Annotated in this window: 21 protein-coding genes; 11 read left to right on the plus strand and 10 right to left on the minus strand. The window is 69.8% G+C overall.

Features of this window, described 5'->3' with window-relative positions:
- Nucleotides 1–41: 41 nt before the first annotated feature.
- The 3 genes from panD to K7W41_RS13640 form a co-directional block, all read right to left on the minus strand.
- A complete protein-coding gene (gene panD, locus K7W41_RS13630; protein WP_224609535.1) occupies nucleotides 42–404 on the minus strand; it encodes an aspartate 1-decarboxylase in 363 nt (120 codons plus the stop codon).
- 69 nt (nucleotides 405–473) lie between these two features.
- Complete coding sequence (locus K7W41_RS13635) at nucleotides 474–2,060, minus strand: Rqc2 family fibronectin-binding protein (protein ID WP_224609538.1); 1,587 nt, start codon at nucleotides 2,058–2,060, stop codon at nucleotides 474–476.
- A 129-nt stretch (nucleotides 2,061–2,189) separates the two neighbouring features.
- Nucleotides 2,190–4,781 (minus strand): BamA/OMP85 family outer membrane protein, encoded by a 2,592-nt coding sequence (locus K7W41_RS13640; protein ID WP_224609541.1) that lies wholly within the window; start codon nucleotides 4,779–4,781, stop codon nucleotides 2,190–2,192.
- 260 nt (nucleotides 4,782–5,041) lie between these two features.
- Here K7W41_RS13640 and K7W41_RS13645 point away from each other — a divergent pair, with 260 nt between their 5' ends.
- The 4 genes from K7W41_RS13645 (at nucleotide 5,042) to K7W41_RS13660 (ending at nucleotide 8,977) form a co-directional block, all read left to right on the plus strand.
- Nucleotides 5,042–5,686, plus strand: a complete 645-nt coding sequence (locus K7W41_RS13645; protein WP_224609544.1) for a YggS family pyridoxal phosphate enzyme — start codon at nucleotides 5,042–5,044, stop codon at nucleotides 5,684–5,686.
- Nucleotides 5,683–6,588 (plus strand): DivIVA domain-containing protein, encoded by a 906-nt coding sequence (locus K7W41_RS13650; protein ID WP_224609547.1) that lies wholly within the window; start codon nucleotides 5,683–5,685, stop codon nucleotides 6,586–6,588. The genes K7W41_RS13645 and K7W41_RS13650 overlap by 4 nt, the downstream gene beginning before the upstream one ends.
- Nucleotides 6,585–7,850, plus strand: coding sequence for a cytochrome P450 (locus K7W41_RS13655; RefSeq protein WP_224609550.1), 1,266 nt, complete (start codon nucleotides 6,585–6,587; stop codon nucleotides 7,848–7,850). The genes K7W41_RS13650 and K7W41_RS13655 overlap by 4 nt, the downstream gene beginning before the upstream one ends.
- A gap of 194 nt (nucleotides 7,851–8,044) precedes the next feature.
- On the plus strand, nucleotides 8,045–8,977 hold the full coding sequence (locus K7W41_RS13660) for a phosphotransferase enzyme family protein (RefSeq protein ID WP_380058193.1): 933 nt from the start codon (nucleotides 8,045–8,047) through the stop codon (nucleotides 8,975–8,977).
- Here the strand turns inward: K7W41_RS13660 and K7W41_RS13665 are convergent.
- Together K7W41_RS13665 and K7W41_RS13670 are read right to left on the minus strand one after the other, a co-directional pair.
- Complete coding sequence (locus K7W41_RS13665; RefSeq protein WP_224609553.1) at nucleotides 8,932–9,654, minus strand: hypothetical protein; 723 nt, start codon at nucleotides 9,652–9,654, stop codon at nucleotides 8,932–8,934. The genes K7W41_RS13660 and K7W41_RS13665 overlap by 46 nt on opposite strands.
- Before the next feature lie 107 nt (nucleotides 9,655–9,761).
- Nucleotides 9,762–9,938 carry a helix-turn-helix domain-containing protein gene (locus tag K7W41_RS13670; protein WP_107137846.1) on the minus strand — a complete coding sequence of 59 codons (177 nt, stop codon included), beginning with the start codon at nucleotides 9,936–9,938 and terminating at the stop codon, nucleotides 9,762–9,764.
- 428 nt (nucleotides 9,939–10,366) lie between these two features.
- Between K7W41_RS13670 and K7W41_RS13675 the strand changes: the two genes are divergently transcribed.
- Both K7W41_RS13675 and K7W41_RS13680 read left to right on the plus strand, forming a co-directional pair.
- Nucleotides 10,367–11,140, plus strand: coding sequence for a DUF554 domain-containing protein (locus tag K7W41_RS13675; protein ID WP_224609556.1), 774 nt, complete (start codon nucleotides 10,367–10,369; stop codon nucleotides 11,138–11,140).
- Between the two features lie 148 nt (nucleotides 11,141–11,288).
- A complete protein-coding gene (locus K7W41_RS13680; protein ID WP_224609560.1) occupies nucleotides 11,289–12,548 on the plus strand; it encodes a DUF4384 domain-containing protein in 1,260 nt (419 codons plus the stop codon).
- 612 nt (nucleotides 12,549–13,160) lie between these two features.
- On the opposite strand, the gene nspC is transcribed toward K7W41_RS13680, so the two are convergent.
- The 5 genes from nspC to rpe are packed head-to-tail and all read right to left on the minus strand — an operon-like array spanning nucleotide 13,161 to nucleotide 18,199.
- Nucleotides 13,161–14,381 carry a carboxynorspermidine decarboxylase gene (gene nspC, locus K7W41_RS13685; RefSeq protein ID WP_224609563.1) on the minus strand — a complete coding sequence of 407 codons (1,221 nt, stop codon included), beginning with the start codon at nucleotides 14,379–14,381 and terminating at the stop codon, nucleotides 13,161–13,163.
- A 42-nt stretch (nucleotides 14,382–14,423) separates the two neighbouring features.
- Nucleotides 14,424–16,184 carry a DUF4034 domain-containing protein gene (locus K7W41_RS13690; protein ID WP_224609566.1) on the minus strand — a complete coding sequence of 587 codons (1,761 nt, stop codon included), beginning with the start codon at nucleotides 16,182–16,184 and terminating at the stop codon, nucleotides 14,424–14,426.
- Nucleotides 16,185–16,238: 54 nt separating this feature from the next.
- Nucleotides 16,239–16,733, minus strand: a complete 495-nt coding sequence (locus tag K7W41_RS13695; protein ID WP_224609569.1) for a DcrB-related protein — start codon at nucleotides 16,731–16,733, stop codon at nucleotides 16,239–16,241.
- A gap of 56 nt (nucleotides 16,734–16,789) precedes the next feature.
- Nucleotides 16,790–17,521 carry a 2-phosphosulfolactate phosphatase gene (locus K7W41_RS13700; protein ID WP_224609572.1) on the minus strand — a complete coding sequence of 244 codons (732 nt, stop codon included), beginning with the start codon at nucleotides 17,519–17,521 and terminating at the stop codon, nucleotides 16,790–16,792.
- A 3-nt stretch (nucleotides 17,522–17,524) separates the two neighbouring features.
- The gene (rpe, locus tag K7W41_RS13705; RefSeq protein ID WP_224609575.1) at nucleotides 17,525–18,199 is read right to left on the minus strand and encodes a ribulose-phosphate 3-epimerase; all 675 of its coding nucleotides are present in this window, start codon (nucleotides 18,197–18,199) and stop codon (nucleotides 17,525–17,527) included.
- A gap of 170 nt (nucleotides 18,200–18,369) precedes the next feature.
- On the opposite strand from rpe, the gene K7W41_RS13710 reads away from it, so the two are divergent.
- From K7W41_RS13710 to K7W41_RS13730, 5 genes are all read left to right on the plus strand, one after another.
- On the plus strand, nucleotides 18,370–19,014 hold the full coding sequence (locus K7W41_RS13710; protein WP_224609578.1) for a winged helix-turn-helix domain-containing protein: 645 nt from the start codon (nucleotides 18,370–18,372) through the stop codon (nucleotides 19,012–19,014).
- Nucleotides 19,011–19,961: an ABC transporter ATP-binding protein gene (locus K7W41_RS13715; RefSeq protein WP_224609581.1), complete on the plus strand. Its 951-nt coding sequence runs from the start codon at nucleotides 19,011–19,013 to the stop codon at nucleotides 19,959–19,961. Before K7W41_RS13710 ends, K7W41_RS13715 begins: the two co-directional genes overlap by 4 nt.
- Nucleotides 19,951–20,610 (plus strand): hypothetical protein, encoded by a 660-nt coding sequence (locus tag K7W41_RS13720; protein WP_224609584.1) that lies wholly within the window; start codon nucleotides 19,951–19,953, stop codon nucleotides 20,608–20,610. Before K7W41_RS13715 ends, K7W41_RS13720 begins: the two co-directional genes overlap by 11 nt.
- A 102-nt stretch (nucleotides 20,611–20,712) precedes the next feature.
- Nucleotides 20,713–22,848, plus strand: coding sequence for a methylmalonyl-CoA mutase (gene scpA, locus K7W41_RS13725; RefSeq protein ID WP_224609587.1), 2,136 nt, complete (start codon nucleotides 20,713–20,715; stop codon nucleotides 22,846–22,848).
- Nucleotides 22,845–23,114, plus strand: a complete 270-nt coding sequence (locus tag K7W41_RS13730; RefSeq protein WP_224609590.1) for a hypothetical protein — start codon at nucleotides 22,845–22,847, stop codon at nucleotides 23,112–23,114. Before scpA ends, K7W41_RS13730 begins: the two co-directional genes overlap by 4 nt.
- Nucleotides 23,115–23,116 lie beyond the last annotated feature (2 nt).

Here is a 23,116-nt window from a genome sequence, read left to right on the forward strand (position 1 = left end):
GTTCCCACTTCCTACTTCCCACTCCCCACATCCATCTTCTCTTACGCCAGTTCCAGATGCAGCTGCCGGTTGCGTTCGTCCACATGGACCACGCGGGGTTCCAGCGTCCGGGCCTCTTCCTCGGTGAAGTTGCCGTACGCGGCGATAATCACCAGATCGCCGGGCTTCATCAGGTGGGCGGCGGCGCCGTTGATGCCAATGACGCCGCTGCCGCGCGGGCCGCTGAGCGCGTAGGTGCTCAGGCGGTTGCCGTTGGTGATGTTGTAGATGTCCACGCGCTCATTGACCAGGATGTCCGCCGCGTCCAGCAGGTCCTGGTCAATCGTCACGCTGCCGACATAGTCCAGGTCGGCCTGCGTAACAGTCGCGCGGTGAATCTTGGCCCTGAACATGATGCGTTCCACAAAGCGGCATTGTACGCGTTTTGCGCCCCCGGACAGGGTGCGCCTTACTTTCCGCCCCCGCCGGCCTGGTCACCCACTCGCCACGCCGCTGCCCTCTGCGGGCAGGGTGCCGTCCACGAACACCGTTTTCTGGTCGGTGTAATGCACCTGCCCGGCGGGGGCGCCTCTGGGCCGCCACACATGCTTGATGCGGGTGTAATCCACCGGCACGTTGCTGCTGCCGCGCGCCTTGGAATGGGCCGCCGCCAGCCGAGCGGCGTACAGGATGTCCGGCAGGTCCAGGTCGCGCCCCCCCGAACGCACCAGCACATGGCTACCGGGGTAGCCCTGGGCGTGGAACCAGTGGTCCATGGACTTGCCCAGCCGGTGCGTGAGGGCCGCGTTTTCCTTGTTGTTGCGCCCCACCAGCACCTCAAAGCCGCCGGGGGTGGTAAAGCGCGCGCCATACGGGCTTTTTTCCGGGCGCTCGGTCTGCAGCTGGGCGGAGAGGGCCTCCAGGGTTTCCAGTTCAGCGGTGTCCAGGGCGGCGAGGCGGGCCTCGGCCTCCTGCAGTTCGGCGCGCAGACCCTCTTCACGCTCGGCGAGGCGCAGGTACACCTCTTCGCGGCGCCGGGCGCGGGTATAGCGTTTCTCGGCGTTCTGAATGGCGCTGAGGGTGGGGTCCAGACTGAGGGGCTGTTCGCCGCTGCCGTCAAAGGCCGGCAGCAGGGCGCTGGCGGCCCCGGCGGGAATGGTGTGGGCGTAGGCCATCAGCAGATCGGCCTCAGCGCGGTCGCGGGCGGCGTCGTCCAGGCCAGCCTCGGCGCGGGCCACGTCTGACAGCTGGTTGCGCAGCAGGGTCAGGCGCTTGTCCAGTGGTTCGCGCAGGGCCTTGCGCAGCGCCGCCGCCTTTTCGCCCCGCGCCGCCTCGCGTGCCCCGCCCTGCAGCACCCCCTCGCTCACCGTGGGGTCCTGCACCAGGGCGCGCAGGGCCGCCAGCGCCTGTGGCCAGGCGGCCCCGGGTGCCTCGTCGGGCCGCAACCCTGCACGCCGGGCCAGTTCGGCGCCCAGCAGCGGGCCCAGGCCGTCCAGCCGCTCGCGCCAGCGGCCAACGGGCAGGGCCGCCAGCGCCCCGGCGTCCGCTTCGCCTACGGTACGCGGGTCCAGCTTGTCGTAGGGGGGCGGCGGCGTGTAGCGCCCGCCCGTGCGCACGGTGCGGAAGCGGTTGCGGCTGCCGGTGATTTCCCGCGCCGCCATCACAATGCGGCCCTCAAAGCCCTCGCCGCCTTCCAGCACCAGCAGGTTGGCGTTGCGGCCCGTCACCTCAAAGACCAGCCGGGTGGGCGCCTGATCCACGAAACCCGATTCACCGCCGAAATGCAGGGCGATCACCCGGTCTAGTTTCAGCTGCTCGGCGCGCAACAGTTCGCCCCGCACGCGCGCGACCAGAAAGCGCTGAAAGGGGTTGTGGGGCTCGCCGCGCAGCCGCTCGCGCGACAGAAACACCACCGGGGTGGGCGGCCGGTAGCTGAGCACCAGATTGCGCCGCCCCTCCAGCCCGGGGCCGTCCAGCAGCAGCGCCGCCGTGGTTTCGTCGGGAAATGCCCAGCCCAGCGTGCGCAGCGGCAACGCCGGGCCCAGGTCGCGCAGCACCCGCGCGAGCATCAGCCCTTCCACAGGCGGCCTCCAGGGGGGTGGGGAGCGGTCATCGGGGCATGGTAGCAGGCAGGTGGATGGTCAAAGGTTGATGGTTGATGGAAGAGCAGCCCCCTTCCATCAACCATCAACGTTCAACCGTCTACGTCTTTACCAGAAGTTCCCCAGGCGGAAGTAGAACTTGCCTTTGCCGGTCTGGGGGCTGAAGCCGTAGTCAAAGCGCAGGCTGGGCAGCAGGGTGCCGCCAATGCCCAGGTTCAGCTGCACGCCCGCGCCCACGCCGTACTTCAGGTTGAAGTTGGGGTTGGCGCTGCTGCCCCAGGCGCTGCCCGCGTCGGCAAACACCACGCCGTACAGGCCCTGGGCGATGCCGGCCTTCAGGCCGAAGTCGTAGCGGTACTCGGCGCTGGCGGTCAGGTAGTTGGGGCCAAACAGCTCGCCGTCGGCCAGCCCGCGAATGTGGCGCGAGGCGCTGGCGCTGCTGCCGCCGCCCACCGAGTACCCGGTGCCCACAGGGGCGGTGTCCAGGCCCAGGGTGGTGCCCGCGTTGGCGCGCACGGCGAAGACCTGCTGCTTGTTGGTCACGCCCAGGCTCTTTTCCAGGGTGCGGCCAAAGCCGAAGTAGGTGCTCGCGCCGCTTTCCAGCTCCGTCCAGCGCACGTTGGCGCCGTTCTGGTTGCCAAACTTGTAGCGCACCCCCAGGTTGGCCCGCGCGCCGCTGCCGGGAAAGTCGCCGTTGTCGGTGGAGTCGTAAGACAGACCTGCGCTGGCCGCCGAGAGCAGCGAGTTGGTGGGCACCAGGCCCTTGACGTCGCCCTCGGCAAAGGTGCGGCTCTGTTCGGCGCCGCTGGCGTCTTTGTAGGTCACCGTGTTCTTGTCGTCTTTTTGCAGCGGCTCCAGGTAATAGGTGTTGTAGCCCACCCCAAAGCCCACGCTGGCGTACAGGTTCTTGGTGAGGTTGCGCCCGGCACTCACGCTGAAGCTGGTGGTGCGGGTGGTGTAGTCCCAGCCGGTGTCCACGTTGGCGGGGGTGTCGGTGGGCTTGGTGAACAGCGGCTGGTTGCCGGTCACGCCCGTGCCTGCACTCACGGACAGGGTGGTGGGCACCTTGCGGAAGTCCAGGAAATCCAGGTCCAGCCAGGGAATGGTGTAGGCCACGTTGCCCACGAGGTTCTGACCAGCTTCGTTCTGCTGGCCGCCCAGCGTCACCGTGAAGTTGTGCCCCAGGCCAAAGACATTGTTGTTGGTGTAGGCCGCCTCGCCGCCGAAGCCTCCGGCGAACGAGTCATAGGTGAGGCCCAGGCTGACCGGAATGCCGCTGGTGGTTTCGGTCACGCCCAGCACGTAGGTGATGTTCTCGGGGTTGGCGGGGTCCGAGCGCACCTGCTCGCTCACCACGCGCACGAAGCCCAGGCGGGCAATGCGGCCCAGCGCCGCGTTCAGCTCGTCGCGGTTAAAGGCGCGCCCGGCTTCGGGCAGTTCGCGCAGCACCACGCGGTCGTTGGTCTTGTGGTTGCCCTGCCACTGCAGTTCGTAGCCCGCCACCCGCACCTCGCGGATGTTGAAGGTCAAGGCGCCGTTTTCAAAGGTGATCGCGTCGCGGGTGCTGATTTCATAGCCCGCCTTGCGGTAGGCGTCGCGCAGGGCCAGGAAATCCTCCTGGGCCAGCTGGGGGCTGTACACGTCGCCCACCTTGGTTTTCACAGCCGCCAGCAGCGTGGCGGTGGGCACCAGGGCGTTGCCCTGCACGGCAATGGTCTTGACCGGGCCGCTGGCCACCCCCGCCGAGCCGAACAGCACGGTGACTTCGGCCGGGTTCTGGGGGTTGGGGCGCAGGGCAAAGCCCACCGGCTGGCCGGTCTGGTTGGCCAGCGTGCGCACGTCGGCCTGCAGGCGCGCCAGCGAGATCGGCTGACCCGGCTGGGTCTGCAGCGTCACCTGGGGGTTATTCAGGTCGCTCAGGTCCACGCCTACTACCTTGCCCTCAATGACGCGCACCTTCAGCACCCCGCCCTCCAGCGCGGTGGTCTGGGTGTTCACGCCCGCCTGCAGGTAGCCGGCCTCGTCGTAGGCCTGCTGCAGCCCCTGCACGGCAGCGTAATAGGCCTCCGGGGTAAAGCGCTTGGCGTCGTACAGCGGCTTGAAGATGGCCGTGACGGTGCTGGCGGGCAGCAGGGTCACGCCCTCGACCTCCACGCGCGAAATGGGCGCGGTTTCGTCCACCACGAAGTTCACGGTGACGGTCCCGTCGGCTTCGGTTTTCACGTCGCTGCTGATGCTGGGGGCAAAGGGGTAGCCCTCGCCCTGGTAGTTGCTGGCCAGGGCGTCCTTGGCTTCCTCAATGCGCGCGTTGTTCAGCGTGGCGCCGGGGGCGATGTTCAGCAGGTCCGCCACGCTCTTTTTGAAGCCGTCGGCGGGCAGGAAGGTCAGGCCCGAGACGGTCACGTCCTTGATGGTGGGGTTGGGCACCACGGTAATGACCAGCGTGTCGCGCCCGGCCACGCTGCGCAGTTCGGCCACGGCCGACTTGAAGTAACCGCTGGCCAGCACTTCCTGTTCCACCTGACGCAGATTCACGCTGGACAGCGGCGCGCCGGCCTGCACCGAGAGGGTGGCGCGCAGGAAATTGGTCAGCAGGTCACTGGTGCCGACCACCGTGACCTCCTGCACCGTGCCGGCCGTCTGGGCAACGGCAGGCGCGGCGAGGACAACGGTCAGGGCAAGGGTAAGGGGGTGTCGCATGCTTCTCCTAGTGTCGCACAGGCTCCTGAAATCGCCCCCGGCCGGATGTGCGGCGGCGGGGGCAGGCGCGGCGAGTCCTGCCCACACTTGCGACTTCGGCCCTGAGAAGGGTGAAGATTGGGTGCAGCCCTGCCCGGCTCAGTCTGGGGGGCTGCGCAGGCCGCGCCGCTTGAGCCCAGGCAGAGGGTGGGTGAGAATAGACGGGTGTTTGCTCACCAACCCTTCGGGCTTGTCCGGTGCCGCGCGCGCCGGGGCACGCCATGAGCCTGCCAGAGGTGCTCTCCGGCATCCGCGCCGCCGAGGCCCAGGCGGGGCGCGCGCCCGGCAGCGCCCGGCTGGTGGCGGTCACCAAGGGCCAGACCCTGGAGGCCATTGACCGCTGCGTCCTGTCTCACGGCACTTTTCCGCTGGGTGAGGGCCGCGCCCAGGAACTGCGCGACAAGGCCGCCGCGCGCCCCGACCTGGAATGGCATTACCTGGGCGCGCTGCAGCGCAACAAGGTCAAGTACCTGCGCCCGGCAGCGCTGGTGCACAGCCTGGAAGCGGTGTGGCAGGCGCAGGCCATTGCCCAGGCCGCCCAGGGCTGGGGCCGGGCGCCTGCGGTGCTGCTGCAGGTGCACAACGGCGAGGCGCAGAAACACGGCATTGAGGTGGAGCTGCTGCCCGGCGTGCTGCGCGAGGTGCAGGCCACCGGGCTGAGCGTGCGCGGCCTCATGGTGATGGCCCCGGATCTGGACGGGCACCCGGCGCGCGACGAGCGCCTGCTGGCCCTCTTTCAGGACACGGCGCGGCGCGCGCACGACCTGGGTCTGTCAGAGTTGAGTATGGGCATGAGCGGGGATTACCCGCTGGCCGTGCACGCTGGAGCCACCCTGGTGCGGGTGGGAAGGAGTCTGTTCTCGTGAAATTCACCCCCCTTGACGTGCGTCACCAGGAATTTCCCACCCGGCTGGGCGCCTATGACCGCGCCGCCGTGCGCGCCTTCCTGAACGAGCTCTCCGATGACCTCGAAGCCCTGCTGCATGAACAGCAGGCCATGCGCGAGCAGGTGGCCACGTTGGAGCGCGCCCTGGAGGACCAGCGCCAGAACGAGGACGAGATTCGCCGCGCGGTGGTGGCCGCCGAGCGCATTTCCCACGAACTGCGCGAGAACGCCGTGCGCGAGGCCGACCTGATGGTGGCGCAGGCCCGCCAGCAGCGCGACACGCTGGACCACGACACCCAGGCCCGGCGCGAGGCCCTGGAGGCCGGGCACCAGGCGCGCATGGCCGAACTGGAGCGGGTGGCCGCCCAGCGCGCCGCCGAACTGGAGCGCGCCCACCATGATCTGAGTGCCACCCGTGAGCGCGCCCAGGCCGAGCGCCTGAGCCAGCTGGAACGCACCTTCAGCGCGCGCCACGCCGAGCTGACCGCGCGCCTCACCGGGGCCCGGCAGGAATACGCGCAGTTCCTGAGCGCCTACCGCGCCCTGGTGGGCTCGTTCTCCGAGCTGGCCGCGCGGCACGGCGCCCCCGACGACCATCCGCTGCCCCTAGGCACCCTGCCCAGTCCGGCCGTGACCAGTCTCACGGCCGGCGCGGCGCCCCAGCCCCCCAGCGAGCCCCCTGCACCGGACGCCGTGCCCGCTGCCCCACTGCAGGAAATGGCCACCGACGCCCCCCAGGCCCCCATTGACGAGGCAACCTTCGATGCCCAGGCCGCCCGGCGCGCCGCTGTGGCCGCTGGGGTGGCGCTGCTCACCCGCCTCTCGCCCGACAGCCCCGACGAACAGCGCCCCGTGCGGGTGGAAGGGCAGCAGTTCCTTTGAGCGCCCCTCCCGCCCACCCTGGCCTGCCCACTTTCACACTGCCACTGGAAGACCCGGCTTTTCTGCGCGACCCCTACCCCCTGCTGGCCGAGCTGCGCGCCTGGGCGCCGGCCTTCTACGACCCCGGCATGGGGCGCGTGGTGCTCACCCGCCACGCCGAGATCTCGGCGGCGCTGCGCGACCGGCGACTGGGCCGCAGCGCCCTGCACCGCTACTCGCGCGATGAACTGGGCTGGCCGCCCCCCGACCCCCGGCAGGCCAACTTCGACGCCTTTAACAGCAACCACCTGCTGGATTCCGAGCCGCCCAAGCACACCCGCCTGCGCTCGCTGGTGCAGTTGGCGTTCACCCCCCGGCGCGTGGAGGCGCTGCAGGCGCGCATTGAGGCGATTCTGGACGAGCAGGTGCGCGGCCTGGGCGCCCGGGGACCCTTTGATCTGGTGGCCGACTACGCCGAGCCGCTGCCCGTCACGGTGATTGCCGAACTGCTGGGCGTGCCGGAAGCCGAGCGCCACGCGCTGCGGCCCTGGTCGGCGGCGATTGTCAAGCTGTACGAGCCCGCCCCCACCGCCGCTGATCAGGCCGAGGCCGAACGCGCGGTGCTGGACTTCAGCGCCCTGCTGCGGGAGCTGGTGGCCCAGCGGCGCGCCCAGCCACAGGACGACCTGATCACCGCGCTGGTGCAGGCCGAGGAGGCCGGCGACCGCCTGACCGAGCAGGAACTGATTGACACCTGCATTCTGCTGCTCAATGCCGGGCACGAGGCCAGCGTGAATGGCCTGTCGGCGGGCGTGCTGGCCCTGCTGCGCCAGCGCGAGCACTGGGACGCCCTGGTGGCCGCCGCCCAGGATGAGGACAGCCTGCCGGTCTTCCGCAGGGCAATCGAGGAACTGCTGCGCTTTGACACCCCGCTCCCCATGTTCGAGCGCATTGTGCTGGACCCCCTCACGCTGGCCGGGGCAGAGCTGAAGCCGGGCGAGCGCGTGGCCCTGCTGTACGCCAGCGCCAACCGCGACCCCGAGAAGTTCGAGGCCCCCGACGACCTGCGCCTGAACCGCGATCCCAACCCGCACCTGACCTTTGGGCTGGGCATTCACTACTGCCTGGGCGCCCCGCTGGCCCGGCTGGAACTGGCCCTGAGCCTGCGCGCCCTGTGCCGCACCCTGCCGGGGCTGCGCCTCTTGGACCCCCACGAGCCCGGCCAGTACACCGGCGGCTTCGTGATTCGCGGGCTGGCGCGGCTGGACGTGCAGGCCGGGTGAGCACCGGGGCCGGGCCCCTGGGCGCCAGGGCGCTGACCCCCGGTGATCTGGCCGCCCACTGGTCGCTGGGGCCGGGCGTGCAGTTGCGGGCCCTGGCGGGTGGCAGCATCAACGGCGCCTACCGCGTGCAGACGCGCGCCGGCCCTTTTCATACGGCTGCCCTCTGTTTCGTCGCCCACCCGGAACAGAACCGGGTGAGCAACTCCACGCCGGGCAGCCGCTTTTCTCCTTCTCGCTCCGCTCGGATTGAACCGTTTGTAGAAACGATCCAATCGGAGTCCACATCACCTGCGCGTGTACCGCGACCCCCGCCCCGAGCGCGCCGGGCGCGAGCACCACGCCATAGGGGTGGCCCGCGCCGCTGGCGTGCCCACCCCGGCCCCCGTGCCCACCCGGCAGGGCGGCACCCTGGCGCGGCTGGCCCTGGGTGGGCGGCCCTGTTTGAATGCGCCCCCGGTGAGCCTGTGCCCCGGGCCGCCCTGACCCCGGCCCACGCGGCAGCGCTGGGAGAGTTCCTGGCGCAGCTTCACGCCCAGCTGCCCGCCACGGTGGCGTTCGAGGTGCCGCCCCTGGCCCCGCCTGCCCCGGTGGCGCGCACCACCGAGCGGCTGGAAGCCGTGCGCGCCGCCATCCTGGCCCGGCCCACGCCAGACGAGGTGGACCGCTGGGCCCTGGTCCGCACCGAGCAGCGGCTGACCCATCTGCGCACCGGGCCGCGCCCGGACCCCGCCCCAGCAGACACGAGGCCCGCACTGCCCCACCGCTTCCTCCACGGCGATTACCACGACGGCAACGTGTTCTTTCAGGCGGGGCAACCCGCCGCCCTGATTGACTGGGAGCAGACCCGGCTGGCACCGCGCGCCTGGGAAATCGTGCGCGCCTTGCACCTGAGCCTGGGCCTGCAGGCCGACCTGGGCCGCTCGTTCCTGGCGGGCTACCGCACGCGGCAACCCCTCTCCCACGAGGAATTGCAGGCCGGCGCCGACCTGTACGCCACCCTGCAGGAGCGCAACGTGTGGACCCTGGAAGGCGTGTACCTCCAGGGCAATCCAGGGCCCCGCCGCTTTGTGCGTCCGCCGCCCTACGTGCCGTTTGGGATGGCCTGGGCTGCCGCCGGGCTGCGCTGAAAGGCTGCCCACCACACCGGGGCCAGCTCGCCGGCATCGGCTTCGGCCTGGGCTTCGGCCGCCCGCTCTAGCGCCAGCAGGGCCAGCACCCGCGCCGGGCTGCGCGGCGCGCTGCGGTCCAGGGCCTTGTGGGCGGTGGCCTGGGCCTTGCGCGGGTTGAGCCGGGCCTGAACGTGGGCCAGCACGGCCAGCAGGTGGGGGTCAGCGCTCTGGCCGCTCAGTTCGGCCACCTTCAGGCCCTCGGCCAGGGTGCGCAGGGGCGCGTATGGGGACGTGGCCTGGGGATACTCCTGTTCGGCCAGCAGCACGGCGGCGGCCACCAGGGCGGCGCTGTCCCCCGCCGCTCTGGCCTGGGCACGGGCGGCCAGGGTGACGGCAGGGGCGCCGGGCCGGGCCAGTTGGTGTGCGGCGCGGGCCTGCAGCACCTGCACCCGGGGGCCGTCGGGCAGCGCCGCCAGTTCAGCCTGCGCGCGGGCAGCGTCGCCCAGCCGCAGGGCCGCCGCCGCGCGCACCAGGGGGTCGGGTGCCCAGGTCAGCGCCAGCCGGGGCCGCCCCAGGGCCAGGGCCGCCTCGCCCGCCTGCGCCTGCAGTACCGGGGGGAGGTGGCCGTACAGAACCAGCGCCGCCTGAGGGTCTTCCTCCAGCGCGGCGCTCAGGGCGGCAAGCGGGTCGGTCATGGCCGCCACTATGGCAGTTGAGGGGGCAGTTGCGGGCCATTGCCGCGCCAGCCCTGGGCGACCAAGCCCAACCCCGGGCCAGGAGCCACCAGAAGTCGCGCCTTTCTTTACGCGCTCAGTGCCAGATCCAGGCCCAGAAAGCGCCACAGCGAGCGGCGGGGCACGCGCAGGCCGCTGGGGTGCTCCACCGCACCCAGACGCCCGTCTCTGATCCAGCGGCGCACCGTGCGTTCGTGGGTTCCGGTAAAGTCAGCGACCTCGCTGACCTTGAGGAGTTTGGGCATGTTCTGGTACTGGTCGGATAAGGTCACGCAGGCCTCCTTAAACGCAGCGGGGCTGCACAGAGGCAGCCCCACCTTCAGCTTCAGTTTTCACGGCACCGGACGACTGAATCAGCACGTCCACAACCCCGCCCAGCACGCCACCTGACCCGCCGCTGCGGCGCGGCCCGGGGCAAATGAGGGAGGGAAGTCGGTTCAACTTGTCAAGACCCTACCACACCCCCTGTCAAGGCGGGGTCAGGGTTGCCTTGCCCTTTTCTTGAGCCGCCGCCCCAGGGCCCTGGCACTCCATCTGAAGTGGGCCTCTCCTGCCCGTCCCCAAGGCGCTGCGGGGCCCTTTCACCGGAAAACGTCCATCATGGATGACAGATGGGTTCGGCAGTCAGGCAAGCCGGAGCGGGGGCCGGGCACCGTGCACTACAGTCACCCGGATGAGTCTGCTCTCCCAACTGTCGGGCACGCTGGTGAACGTGGGCACGGTGCTGGCCGGCACCGCCCTGGGCCTGCTGATCGGCCACCGCCTGCCCGAACGCACCCAGCGCACCCTGCTGCAAACCCTCAGTCTGGTCACGCTGTTTCTGGGGCTGGACATGGCCGCGTCGCTGAACCGGGTCAGCGGCGGCGCCGTGCCCGGGGTCATTCTGGCGCTGATCAGCCTCGCCGCCGGGGCCGTGCTGGGCGAGGCGCTGCGCATTGAAGAGGCGCTGGAACGGCTGGGCGAGACCCTCAAGCGGCGTTTCCGGGGAGGCGGGCGCTTTACCGAAGGCTTCGTGGCGGCCAGCCTGCTGTTTTGCGTGGGGCCCATGACCGTGGTGGGGGGCCTGCAAAACGGCCTGACCGGCGACGCCTCCACCTATATCCTCAAAAGCGTGCTGGACGGCATTGCGGCCCTGGCGCTGGCGGGGGCCTATGGCCTGGGCGTGGGCTTCAGCGCCGTGACGGTGCTGCTGCTGCAGGGCGCCATCAGCCTCGCTGCCGGCGGGCTGGCCAGCAGCCTGCTGGGCGGCGCGGACCCGGCGACCCTCAAGGCCAATCCCTACGTGCTGCTGATCACCGGAGCGGGCGGCATCACCATCATCGGGATCAGCTGGAACCTGATGCTGGCGGGGCTGGGCGTGGAAGACCGCCGCGTGCGGGTGGGCAGCCTGTTGCCGGCCCTGCTGCTGGCGCCGCTGGCCCTGTGGCTGAGCCGCACCCTGGGCTGAGGGCGGTCCGCGACACCCTCAAGCAAATGCTCACCAACCCGCTCAGCAGCAGCCTGGGCCTTGACCCAGGCTTGAACCGGACTTCAGAAACCCTTGTGGCACGGCTTTTTTCAGCCTTTGGTCAGTTTGGCCCCCTACGGTGGACCCTATGAACCCAAAACGCCTGACCACCCTGAGCGCGCTGCTGGGCCTGAGCCTCGCCGCCGCCAGCCCCGCGAAGATCACCGCCCAAAGCATCATTGTTAACCCGGTCGAGACCAAGCTGGATGTGGAAGTCTGGGTGAACAAGGACGCCAGCGGCAAGGCCAACCCGGTCTACCGCAAGGGCGAGCGCCTGAGCGTGGGGCTGAAGACCAACCAGGACGCCTACGTGTACCTGTTCAACGTGAACGCCAACGGCGAAGTGGACCTGTTCTTCCCCAACAGCTACGAGGAAAGCAACTTCGTGAAGGCGGGCGTCACGCGCGTGTTCCCGCCGCAGGGCGCCAAGTACACCTTCACGGTGGGCGGCCCCAACGGCCAGGACCGCCTGCTGGCGCTGGCCAGCAAGCGCGAACTGGACCTGAACGACATTGCCCGCTTCGCCGAGGGCCAGGGCTTTGCCGAGGTGCGCGTGAAGGGCCAGGAGAATCTGGCCAAGGCGCTGAGCATTGTGGTCAACCCCCTGCCTGCCGACGGCTGGACCACCGACGTGGTGACCTTCCGCGTGGGCGGCACCCCTGTGTCCCCTGCCCAGGGCGGCGCCACCGGCACCGTGACCATCACGCCTGGCCAGGGCCAGCCTCCGGCAACTGGCGCGCAGCCGCAACCCCAGCCCCAACCGCAGCCCACCCCCACGACCAGCATTGCTCCCGGTGAAAAGCAGGACGGCAGCCGCGATCAGGCGATGGTGGAGGCCTATGCCCGCCTGAAGGGCGAAGAGAGCCTGGGGGCGGCGACCACCTACGCTGGCCCCTGGGGCGACGGCTGGTGGCAGAAGTTCAGAGGCGTGGGGGCCTACGGCGACGCGGTGCTGCTCCATGCGAACGGTTCCAGCCGCGCCTACGCGGTGCACGGCATGCTGCTGGAGCGCTACCTGGCCCTGGCCAGGGCGGAAAATGGCGCTGCCCGGCCCCCCAGCCGCCTGGGCTGGGCGGCGGGCGACGAGAAGGTGATTCCCCGCAACACCTACGGCACCAGCGGCCTGTACGGCTTCTTCCAGAACGGCGCCCTGTACGGCACCGAGAAATACGGCACCTTCTGGCTGACCGGCGACGTGCTCAAAACCTACCAGGGCCTGGGCGGCAGCGGTTCGTTCTTGGGCTTCCCCACCCGTGACCAGTACCAGATTGGCGGCGCCTGGGCGGCTGATTTCGAGGGCGGCACCATTCGCACGGTGAACGGCGTGCCTAAGGTGTACCGCAAGTAAGCGGCTTCCGAGCCTGACCGCAGCCTGCGCAGGGTGGCCCCAGATGTATTCATCCGGGGCCACCCTGCGCGTGTTGGGCCACATCAGGGCGGCTGGCTGGTCTCGGGGTGAGCCCTGGCCTCCCGGTCATGGCCTGGCCCGTGGGCACAGCACCACGCGGGAACCTTTCCAGGCAGGTAGTGAGTCTCAGCACTGCTGCCTGCGCCCTGTCACGACCCTCTTGGCCAGAGGCGAGAACCGGCGCGCCGGCTGACCAGGGCAGCCAAGCCCGCAGGCCCCAGTGCCTGACCAAGCATGAGCGCGCGGATGAGGTCTCTCCTGGTGCCCTTCAGCCGCCCATCAGCCCCCACCACTACACTGGCCGCAGCGTAGAGGTTAAGACCACTTTCAACTCCTGCGCGGCTGGGCGCCTTGCCCAGCACTGGCTTCTCCCGCCCTCCCCACCGCAGTGTGCGCGGTGGCCTGCGGGTCTCAATTGGCCTCGGGGCGACTGGCCACGCTCCCTCTGTCCCTCCGCCCAGCCTGTTGACCGTTTTTCCAGCAGCACTGCCGCGCCCCTGGCCAGGGCGCGGCAGTGCTGCGGCAAGGAGGCCGGGCGCGCGGCCCCCCGTCTCAACTCAGCTTGGCCTTGAATTCCTCGTAGCCGAAGGTTTTCACGCGCTCGTAGGTGCCGTCCAGGCGCAGAATGCCGATGTCGGGGTGCTTGACGCCGTTGAAGAAGGTGGTCTTGACCATCGTGTAGTGAATCATGTCGTCAAAGACCACCCGGTCGCCAACAGCCAGGGGCCCAGGAAACACGTATTCGCCCACCACATCGCCCGCCAGACAGGTGGTGCCGCCGATCAGGTACGGGTGGCCGGGGGGGGCGTCCACGGCCTCGCGGTGGTCGTGTTCGGGGGGGTCGCCGGCGCCCAGAATGCGGGGGCGGTAGGGCATTTCCAGCACGTCGGGCATGTGGGCCGACACCGAGATGTCCAGCAGCGCGGCGTCCTTGACGTTGTGCACCACGTCCAGCACCGAGCTGACCAGCCAGCCCGTCTGCCAGCCAAAGGCGCTGCCGGGCTCCAGAATGACGTGCACGCCCCATTTCTCGCGGAAGGCGCGCACCACGCGAATCAGGCGGGGGATGTCGTAGCCCTCGCGGGTCATCAGGTGGCCGCCGCCGAAGTTCACCCACTTCACCTGCCCCAGCACGTCCCCGAAGTTGCGCTCCAGCACTTCCAGGGTGCGCTCCAGGGTGTCACTGTCTTTTTCGCACAGGGTATGGAAGTGCAGGCCGTCCACGCCGTCCATCAGCTCCGGGCGGAATTCACGGCGCGTGACGCCCAGGCGGGAAAAGGGCCCGGCGGGGTTGTACAGGTCCGTTTCCACCTCGGCATATTCGGGGTTCACGCGGATGCCCACATGCAGGGTGCGCCCGGCGGCCCGCGCCGCTTCGACCTGCGGCTTGAAGCGCTGCCACTGCGAGAACGAGTTGAACACGAGGTGATCAGCCAGTTCCAGGATGCGCGGAAACTCCTCGTCGCTGTAGGCGGGCGCGTACACATGGACCTCGCCCTGCATCTCCTCTCGCGCCAGGAGGGCCTCGTTCAGGCTGCTGGCGGTGGCGCCCGTGATGCCGTACTCGCGCAGAATGGGAAAGGCCGACCACATCGAAAAGCCCTTGAAGGCCACGATGATCTGCGCGCCGCTCTCGCGCTGCACCTGGGAGATCAGGGCGAGGTTGCGGCGCAGGCGTGATTCGTCGAGCACAAAGGCCGGACTGGGAATGGCCGCGAAATCCACGGAGGCCACCGGGGTCACCGCCGGGAGGGACAGGTCAGAAGCCGTCATGAGGCACAGGGTAGCGGGTTGGGGTGGGTCCGGGTCTGCGGCTCAGGGCACAGCTGGCTTCACATCGTCAAGGCGCAGACGGTCCCCTTCAAACACTGGCCGCGCGTCGCCGCTTTCGATGCGTTCCACCAGGGCCCGCTGCTCCGGTGTAAGAACCTGACGCCACGGCTCAGAGGGCTCTGCCTGATGACAGGCCCGGAACAGCACCACGGACATGATGCCCAGCGCCAGCAGGGGCCGCAGGGCCTGACCAGCGGTGGGCAGTGGCAAAGCGGAAAGCGTGGAGGGCAGGGCCGACAGCGTGAAGGGCAGCGCCGGCCACAGCAGTGCACGCCGGGCCGTCCCCGCTTCCCAGTCACGCGCCTTGCTGCGGGCCAGCAGGCGCTGGGCACCTGCATGACCGCTCCCCTCAGCCCGCTCCAGCAGGTGGCGCGCGTAATTCAGGCTGTCCTGGATGGGGCGCGTCTTAACCGGGCGCAGCACCCCGTCGCCGCCCACTTCGACGCGCCCGGCCCGCAGCTGCTGGGCCAGCGCGACGCGGGCGTCATTGTTTCCCGCGTCTGCGGCGCGCAGCAGATAGCGGTAACGGTCTCGCTCGTCCAGACCAAATTGCTGGCGAAAGGCACCAAAGTGCCCATAGACGTGCCAGCTCAGGTCGGGACTTCCCAGGTCAGCGGCCCGCAGGGCATCCCGGTTGACCTCTTCGGGCTCCTGGTCCGCACGCAGGACCACGAGCAGTTCAGCGGCCTCGCGGTTGCCTTCATCGCGGGCCCGCAGCAGCCAGGGTAGGGCGTCGGGCAGACGCCACGCCGGCCCCGCCAGTTGCAGCTTGCCCAAGCCGATCATGGCGTCGGTGTCACCCCGCTCTGCCGCGCGCCTGAGGAGGCCCGCCACGCGGGGGGCCAAGTCTTCAAGCCCCTGCCAGCCGTGCACGAAAGCGATGAGGCCATTGCCGTCCAGCGCAGCGTCCTCATCCTGCTCGGCGGCAGCCAGATAGCGCTCCAGAGCCGCGCGGCGCTCGGCCAGGGAACGCCCGGCAATGGTCAGGGCGACAAACAGCTGGTTGGCATGGAGGTCGCGCAGGTTGGCCGCCAGCTGGGCACGCTCAACCGCCACCACAAAGTCGCGGGTAAACGCCATCGCGTGGTGCGACACACAGACGTGAAATTCGGCCCAGAGGCGCTGCATGTCTGTCTCGGAGAGCAGACCGCTGGCCTGCTGGTGGCGCACGAACGCCAGCATCTGCGCCTCGCTGCCGCCCCATTCCTCGCGCAGGTGGTAGAGCATGATGCGCCTTAAGGTCAGGCTTTGCGGATTGGCCGCCAGTCCCTGGGTAAACCAGTCGGGATACTGCTGGGCGTCCACCTCGGCGGCCGAAACTCGGCAGCCCAGACTGTTGGCGGCCCAGCCAATCACGGCCCACGCTGCCAGGGGATTGGCCGTGAGTGTCACGGCGTGCCCGGCGCAGGCGGTGGCCTGTTCGGTAAAGTGCTCCAGCCCACGCCACCCCTGATCGCTCACATGGCTGGACTTTGCCTCTCCCCGCGCGGCCCAGGCCCGCGACAGCAGCCACTCTGCCAGCGCCACATGCGCCTCGTAAGAGCCCACATGCGCGTCCATCCACGCGCTGAAGCGCTCCCCCAGCGCGGGGTCCGGCTGCTGGAAGGCCTGAAAAGCGTTCAGCAGGTCGCGCTCGGCCAGCTGCCCGGCCTCAAACTGGCGCTGCAGCCCGCCCAGATGCTCTTGAAGGGTGCCGTACTGCTCGTCGCGCAGCAGGCGCAGAAGGTCGGGGGCGGCGTTCATCGAGCCTTCATGGTAGCGCCCCGCCCCCAGCTGTACCTGCGCAGCTGCGTGGCCTTACTTGAGCACTTTGAAGCTCTTGATAAAGGCGTCGTTCACGGGGGCCAGCTTGGCTTCCTGGCCCTGGCGGCTGGTGGCGGTCACCACGTAGGCGCGGTTGCCCTTCACCGCGTAGGTGGCGATGAAATACAGCTTGTACTGCCCCTGGCGCCCGGTGTACACCAGCCGGTTGCCCTTTATGCCGCCCAGGGTGGCCGCCTCGTTTTTCAGAATCTTGCCGTCGGTGATCAGCTGCCCAATCTGCTTGACGCTCAGGGCGTGGTACTGCGCCTGGGTCATGCCAGCGGGGAGGGGCTGCACAATCACGTTGATGTTCGACGCAAAGCCGCTCTCGGGCTTGGCGGCGAACACCACCGCCGTACCGGGGTACGACCCCTGCTGCCAGCCTGCCGGCACGGTGGCCGAGAAGGTGCCGGAAGGGTCCTTGTAGGTGGCGGCGTGGGCCACCCCCGAGAGCAGGATCAGGGTCAGCAGGGGGCGGGACAGGGTCATGGCCGCAGCGTACGGGGCCGGGCGGGGCGCGCAGGTCTGGGGCGCGGCCCCGGGTCTTAACCTGCCGTGAATCTCAGGGTGCCTTCGGGGGCACCCTCGCCGGGAATCAGCGTGGGGACCAGGGTGCTGGTGCTCAGGCCGGCGGCAAAGCGCACGTCCTCGCCCAGCCCCAAGCGGCTGAGGTGCTGGCCGTGGCCGCTGCTGCTCAGGGCTTCTAAGGGGTTCCCGCCGTTGCGGCGCACCGTCAGGGCAATGCGGGCGCCGTCGTCCACGGTGAATTCGCCCATCGCCAGCAGGTATTCGGCCAGCACGCCGGCCGCGTACACATCTTCCAGGCCCACATGATTGTCGGTGCCGGCGCAGACAATGGCGATTTCCTCGGTGGCGGCAGCGCGGGCGCGGCGGGCCGCCGCGTGGGCGTTGGTCAGGGCGGCCAGAAAGATGTGTTTGCCGGTCTGGGCCGCCGTGTGGGCCGCGCCGGTGCCGTTGGTGGTGTTCATAACCACCGTTTTCCTGGTGAAGTTCTGGCCCGCCGCCTCGGCAGGACTGTTGCCAAAGTCAAAGCCGGGAATGGGCAGGCCGCCGCGCTCGCCGCCCAGCAGGTAGGGGCTGCCTTCAGGTGCGCCGTCGCGCAGGGCCAGGGCCACCTCTGGGGTGGCGGTCAGCAGCAGGGCGTCGGCGCCGCGTTCCAAGTAGGTCACGGCGGTGGTCGTGGCGCGCAGCACGTCCACCACCACCACCACGTCGGGGTAGGTGCCGTGCGGCAGCAGGTCAACGCGCAGGCGCATGGCTTACTTCAGCGCCTCGCGCAGGCGCTCCAGGCCGGCCGCTGCGCCGTCCTTGCCGTAGACCGCGCTGCCCGCCACCAGATTGCTGGCCCCGGCATGCACCACGGCGCGGGCGTTGGCGGCACTCACGCCGCCGTCCACCTGCAATTCGGCAGCGCTGCCCAGGTCGTCCAGCCAGCGGCGCACGGTGCGGATGCGCTCCAGGCTCTGCGGAATGAATTTCTGCCCGCCAAAGCCCGGGTTCACGCTCATGATCAGCACGAGGTCCACCTCCTGCAGCACGGGGCGCAGGGTTTCGAGCGGCGTGCCCGGGTTCAGGGTCACGCCGGCCTTTTTGCCCAGTTCCTTGATCTGCTGCACCGCGCGGTGGATGTGCGCCGTGGCCTCCACATGCACCGTCAGGCCGTCGGCGCCGGCCGCCGCAAAGTCCTTCAGGTAACGCTCGGGGCGGTCAATCATCAGGTGCACGTCCATGAACAGTGGGCTGGCCGCGCGGGCCGCCGCCAGAATGGGAAGCCCGAACGAGATGTTGGGCACAAAGGCCCCGTCCATCACGTCCACATGCGCCCAGTCGGCACTTTCGATGGCGCGCAGTTCCTCGCCCAGGCGGGCGAAGTCACAGGCGAGGATGCTCGGCGCGAGCTTGACGCGGCGGGCAACAGGGTCGGGCGTGGTCACGCCCCGCAGTCTACCCTGAAGCGGACCGCGACTTCGCGCAGGTCATAAAACCCCGACCCAGTCTTGCCTCTGCAGAACCGTGGAGGAGCGCGGCCCGGTCCGAACAGGCCCATCTTCAATTTTCAGTTTTTGGCGTTCCGACTGAAAATGACCCGGGGCATAGTGGCCCCATGAGCGACACCCCGCCCCTCACCGTACAGACCCCCGAGCAGGCCCTGGCCCTGCTGGACCCCCAGACCCTGAGCCTGCTGGGCGCTTTTGCCGAGCCCATGACCCCCAGCGAGGCCGCGCGTAGCCTGGGCCAGCCCGCCAACCGCGTGACCTACCATGTGCGCCGCCTGCTGAGCCTGGGCCTGCTGGAAACCGCGCAGACGGTGGGCAAACGCGCGCGGTACCAAGTGGTGGCCGTGACCTTCGTGGTGCCCTACCGCCTGACCGCCGCCGCCGACGTGAGCGAGATGTTCACGCCGCTGTTCCGCGAGGTCTCGGGGCGCTTTGCCCAGGCCGCGCGCGACCGCGCCCAGGAACTCAGCGAGGAGAGGCTGGAAGGCGCGATTACCCTGCGCCTGGGCCACCACCAGCCGCTGCATATGGACCCGCCCCCCGCCGCCCTGATTCGCTACGCCCTGAACGCCAACGTGCGCACCTTTGACCTGAATGCCGAGGACTACGCCGCGCTGCAGGCCGAACTGGGCGAGCTGCTGGAACGCTACGCCGCCCGCGCGACGACATCGGGCGAGCGCCGCCCCTGCACCGCTGTGGCCATCACCTTTCCCGGCGCCTTGTTCGAAGCGGCCCCCGAGGCCGGCGCATGAGTGCGCTGACGGCTATCCGCGACCAGGGGGAGCAGGCCGCCCCTCCCACCTCCCCCCGCACTGCCGACGCCCTGCATGTCCAGGGGCTGACGAAGCGCTACGGCGCCCACCCGGTCCTGCAGGGCCTGAACCTGAGCCTGCCGGCGGGCGCCCTGGGGCTGTTCCTGGGTCCCAACGGCGCGGGCAAGACCACCACGCTGCGGCTGCTGGCCGGCCTGGAGGCCCCCGACAGCGGCACCTTCACCCTGCTGGGCCGCGCGCCCCACCCGGCGCTGCGCCGCGAGGTGGCCTTTACGCTGGAGGAACCGCGCTTTTACCCGCACCTGAGCCTGCTGGACAACCTGCGGGTGGTGGCCGGCTACCGGGGCCTGCGCCGCGCAGGGGTCTGGGCGGCGGGGGCGCTGGAGCGGGTGGGGCTGCGGGAGAGCGCGCACCGGGCCTTCGGGCGCTGCTCGCTGGGCATGCGCCAGCGCCTGTATCTGGCCAGCACCCTCACCCCGGACCTGCGGCTGCTGCTGCTGGACGAACCCACCAATGGCCTGGACGTGGAAGGCCGCGAGGCCCTCTGGTCGGTGCTGACCCGCCTGCGGGACGACGGGGTGAGCCTGCTGGTGTCCACCCATCAGGTGCTGGAAGCCGAGCGCTCTGCCGACCACCTGAGCGTGCTGCACGGGGGCCGCAGCGTTTTTGATGGCCCGCTGAGCGCGCTGCAGGCGCAGCGGCGGCTGGTGCTGCAGGTGCCCGACCCGGCCCAGACGGCGCTCGCCCTGCAGGCCCACGGCCACGCCACCCAGAGCGGGCGCGGCGCCGGCGAACTGGTGGTGCAGGCCGCGCCCGCCCAGGCCGCGCAGGTGCTGGGCCTGCTGAGCACCCTGAACCTGCCCGTGTACGGCAGCCGCCCCGAAGACCTGGAAGAGCTGTACTGGAGAATCAAAGATGCGTCCTGAGCCCCTGCCCCTGTACCCGGAACTTCTGAAATTCAAGCGCCAGCCGCTGGCGCTGGCCCTCACGGCCTCGGCGCTGGGGCTGCCGGCCCTGCTGTGGGGGGCGCAGCACCTGGGCCCGGTGGCGCTGAGCGCTTCGGCGCCGGGGTGGCTGCTGCCGGCACACGCGGCGGTGGCCCTGCTGCTGCCCTACCTGGTGACCCTGGAAGACGGCCTGGGCACACCGCGCTGGCTGAAGACCACGCCCACCCACCCCAGCCGCGTGGTGGCGGCCAAGGTGGTACTGGTGCTGGCCGTGGCCCTGCTGGGCGCGGCGATGGCCCTGGCGCTGGGCAGCCCGCTCCCCACGCCCACCCAGGCGCTGACCGGGCTGCTGGGCGTGCTCTCCAGCACCCTCACCCTGACCGTCCTGAGCCTGCTGACGCGCCACTTCGCCGCCACGCTGGTGATCGGGGTGGTGTGGCTGCAGCTGGCCCCCGCGCTGCTGACCCTGCTGCCCGAGGGCGTGCGAGGCACGCTGGGGGCCATGCTGCCTGCCCTGGGCCTGACCCAGTTCGGGGACACGGCACAGCTGCTGCCCCGGCTGCTGGCCCACGCCCTGCTGCTGCTGGTCCTGTGGGCGCTGCTGCGCCGCCGCGCCCCGCACTGGTAAGCGGGAGGGGCAGGGCTGGGTGGGAAGGCCAGGACAAGAGGCCTTCCCAAACGCCCGTTAGGCGGCGCGTGGCATCATGGGCCCAGACGGAGGCACCCACCCATGACCCACCCCACCGCCGATCTGGCCGCCTGGAAGGCCCTGGCCAGCAAGGACCTGAAGGGCGCCGACCCCGCGCGCCTGAACGCCCAGACCCCCGAGGGGCTGACCCTGAAGCCGCTGTACACCGCCGCCGACCTGGAGGGCGTGGACGCCGATACGCTGCCCGGCCTGCCGCCCTTTACCCGGGGCCCGCGCGCCACCATGTACGCCGCGCGGCCCTGGACCATCCGGCAGTACGCAGGCTTTTCCACCGCCGAGGAATCCAACGCCTTTTACCGCCGCAACCTCGCGGCTGGGCAAAAGGGCCTGTCGGTGGCCTTTGACCTTGCCACCCACCGGGGTTACGACAGCGACCACCCGCGCGTGGTGGGCGACGTGGGCAAGGCGGGCGTGGCAATCGATTCCGTGGAGGACATGAAAATCCTCTTTGACGGCATTCCCTTGAATGAGATGTCGGTGTCCATGACCATGAACGGCGCGGTGCTGCCCATCCTGGCGGCGTACATCGTGGCGGGGCTGGAGCAGGGCGCGCGGCTGGACGAACTCTCGGGGACCATCCAGAACGACATCCTCAAAGAGTTCATGGTGCGCAACACCTACATCTACCCGCCCGCACCCAGCATGCGGATCATTGCGGACATCATCGAATTCACGGCGCAGGAGATGCCGCGCTTCAATTCCATTTCGATTTCCGGGTACCACCTGCAGGAAGCCGGGGCGAACGCCGCGCTGGAACTGGCCTACACGCTGGCCGACGGCCTGGAATACGTGAAGGCCGCGCTGGGCAAGGGCCTGAACATCGACGACTTTGCCGGGCGCCTGAGTTTCTTCTTCGGCATTGGCATGAACTTTTACACCGAGGTCGCCAAACTGCGCGCCGCGCGGCTGCTGTGGAGCGAACTGATCGCCCAGTTTGAGCCCAAAAAACCCATGAGCCGCGCCTTGCGCACCCACTGCCAGACCTCGGGGTGGTCGCTGACCGAGCAGGACCCCTACAACAACATCATCCGCACGACCATTGAGGCGATGGCGGCGGTGTTCGGCGGCACCCAGAGCCTGCACACCAATTCCTTTGACGAGGCCATTGGCCTGCCCACCGATTTTTCGGCCCGCATTGCGCGCAACACGCAGCTGGTGCTGCAGGAAGAAACCGGCATTCCGCAGGTGGTGGACCCCTGGGGCGGCAGCTACCTGATGGAACGCCTGACCCACGACCTGGCCGACAAGGCGCGAGAGCTGATGCGCGAGGTCGAGGCCCTGGGCGGCATGGCCAAGGCCATTGAAAGCGGCATTCCCAAGCTGAGGATCGAGGAGAGTGCGGCGCGCAAGCAGGCCCGCATTGACCGGGGCGAGGACGTGATCGTGGGCGTGAACAAGTACCGCCCGGCCACCGAAACCCCCGTGGACGTGCTGGACATTGACAACGCGGCGGTGCGGGAAGCGCAGCTGGCCCGGCTGGCGCGCGTGAAGGCCAAGCGCGACCCGCAAGCGGTTCAGGCTGCCTTGTCGGCCCTGGAAGACGCTGCCCGCACGGGCGAGGGCAACCTGCTGGCCCTCAGCGTAACCGCCATGCAGGCCCGCTGCACCGTGGGCGAGGTCAGCGACGCCCTGGAACGCGTGTGGGGCCGCCACGCCGCCGAGGTGCGCACCCTGAGCGGGGTGTACGCCGCTGGCTACGAGGGCGACGAGGGCTTCAGCGCCCTGAAAGGTGAGATCGAGGCCTTTGCCGAGGCCGAGGGCCGCCGCCCGCGCCTACTGGTCGTGAAGATGGGCCAGGACGGCCACGACCGGGGCGCCAAGGTGATCGCCACCGGCTTTGCCGACCTGGGCTTTGACGTGGACGTGGGCCCGCTGTTCCAGACCCCGGAAGAAGCCGCGCGCCAGGCCATTGAGAACGACGTGCATGTGGTGGGGGTCAGTTCTCAGGCGGCGGGGCACAAGACGCTGGTGCCGCAGCTGATTCAGGCGCTGCGTGCCGAAGGCGCGGGGGATATCCGGGTGGTGGTGGGGGGCGTGATTCCGCAGCAGGATTACCCGGCCCTGCGCGAGGCCGGCGCGGCGGGCATCTTTGGCCCCGGCACCCCGATTCTGCACAGCGCGCGCGAGGTGCTGCGCCTGCTGCGCGGGGAGGCGTGACCGGCGCCCCGGCGCCCCGGCGACCCTGGCGATTGGCCGGGACCATCAGCGTGGGCCTGGGGGTGACGGGCATGCTGATCGGCGGCCTGCTGGCCCTGCCGGGGTTGGGGCTGGGGTTTGTGCTGGCGCTGTCAGGGGGCGGTCCTGAAGCCCTGAAGGACGCCCCAGATGTGGGCCCAGCCCTGGTGCTGCTGACCGCCGCGTTCGGACTGACGGTGGCGGGGGTGGGCTGTCTCATCGCCTCGTCGTGGCTGGACCCGAGATGAGG

The organism is Deinococcus multiflagellatus (assembly GCF_020166415.1).
Lineage (GTDB): Bacteria > Deinococcota > Deinococci > Deinococcales > Deinococcaceae > Deinococcus > Deinococcus multiflagellatus.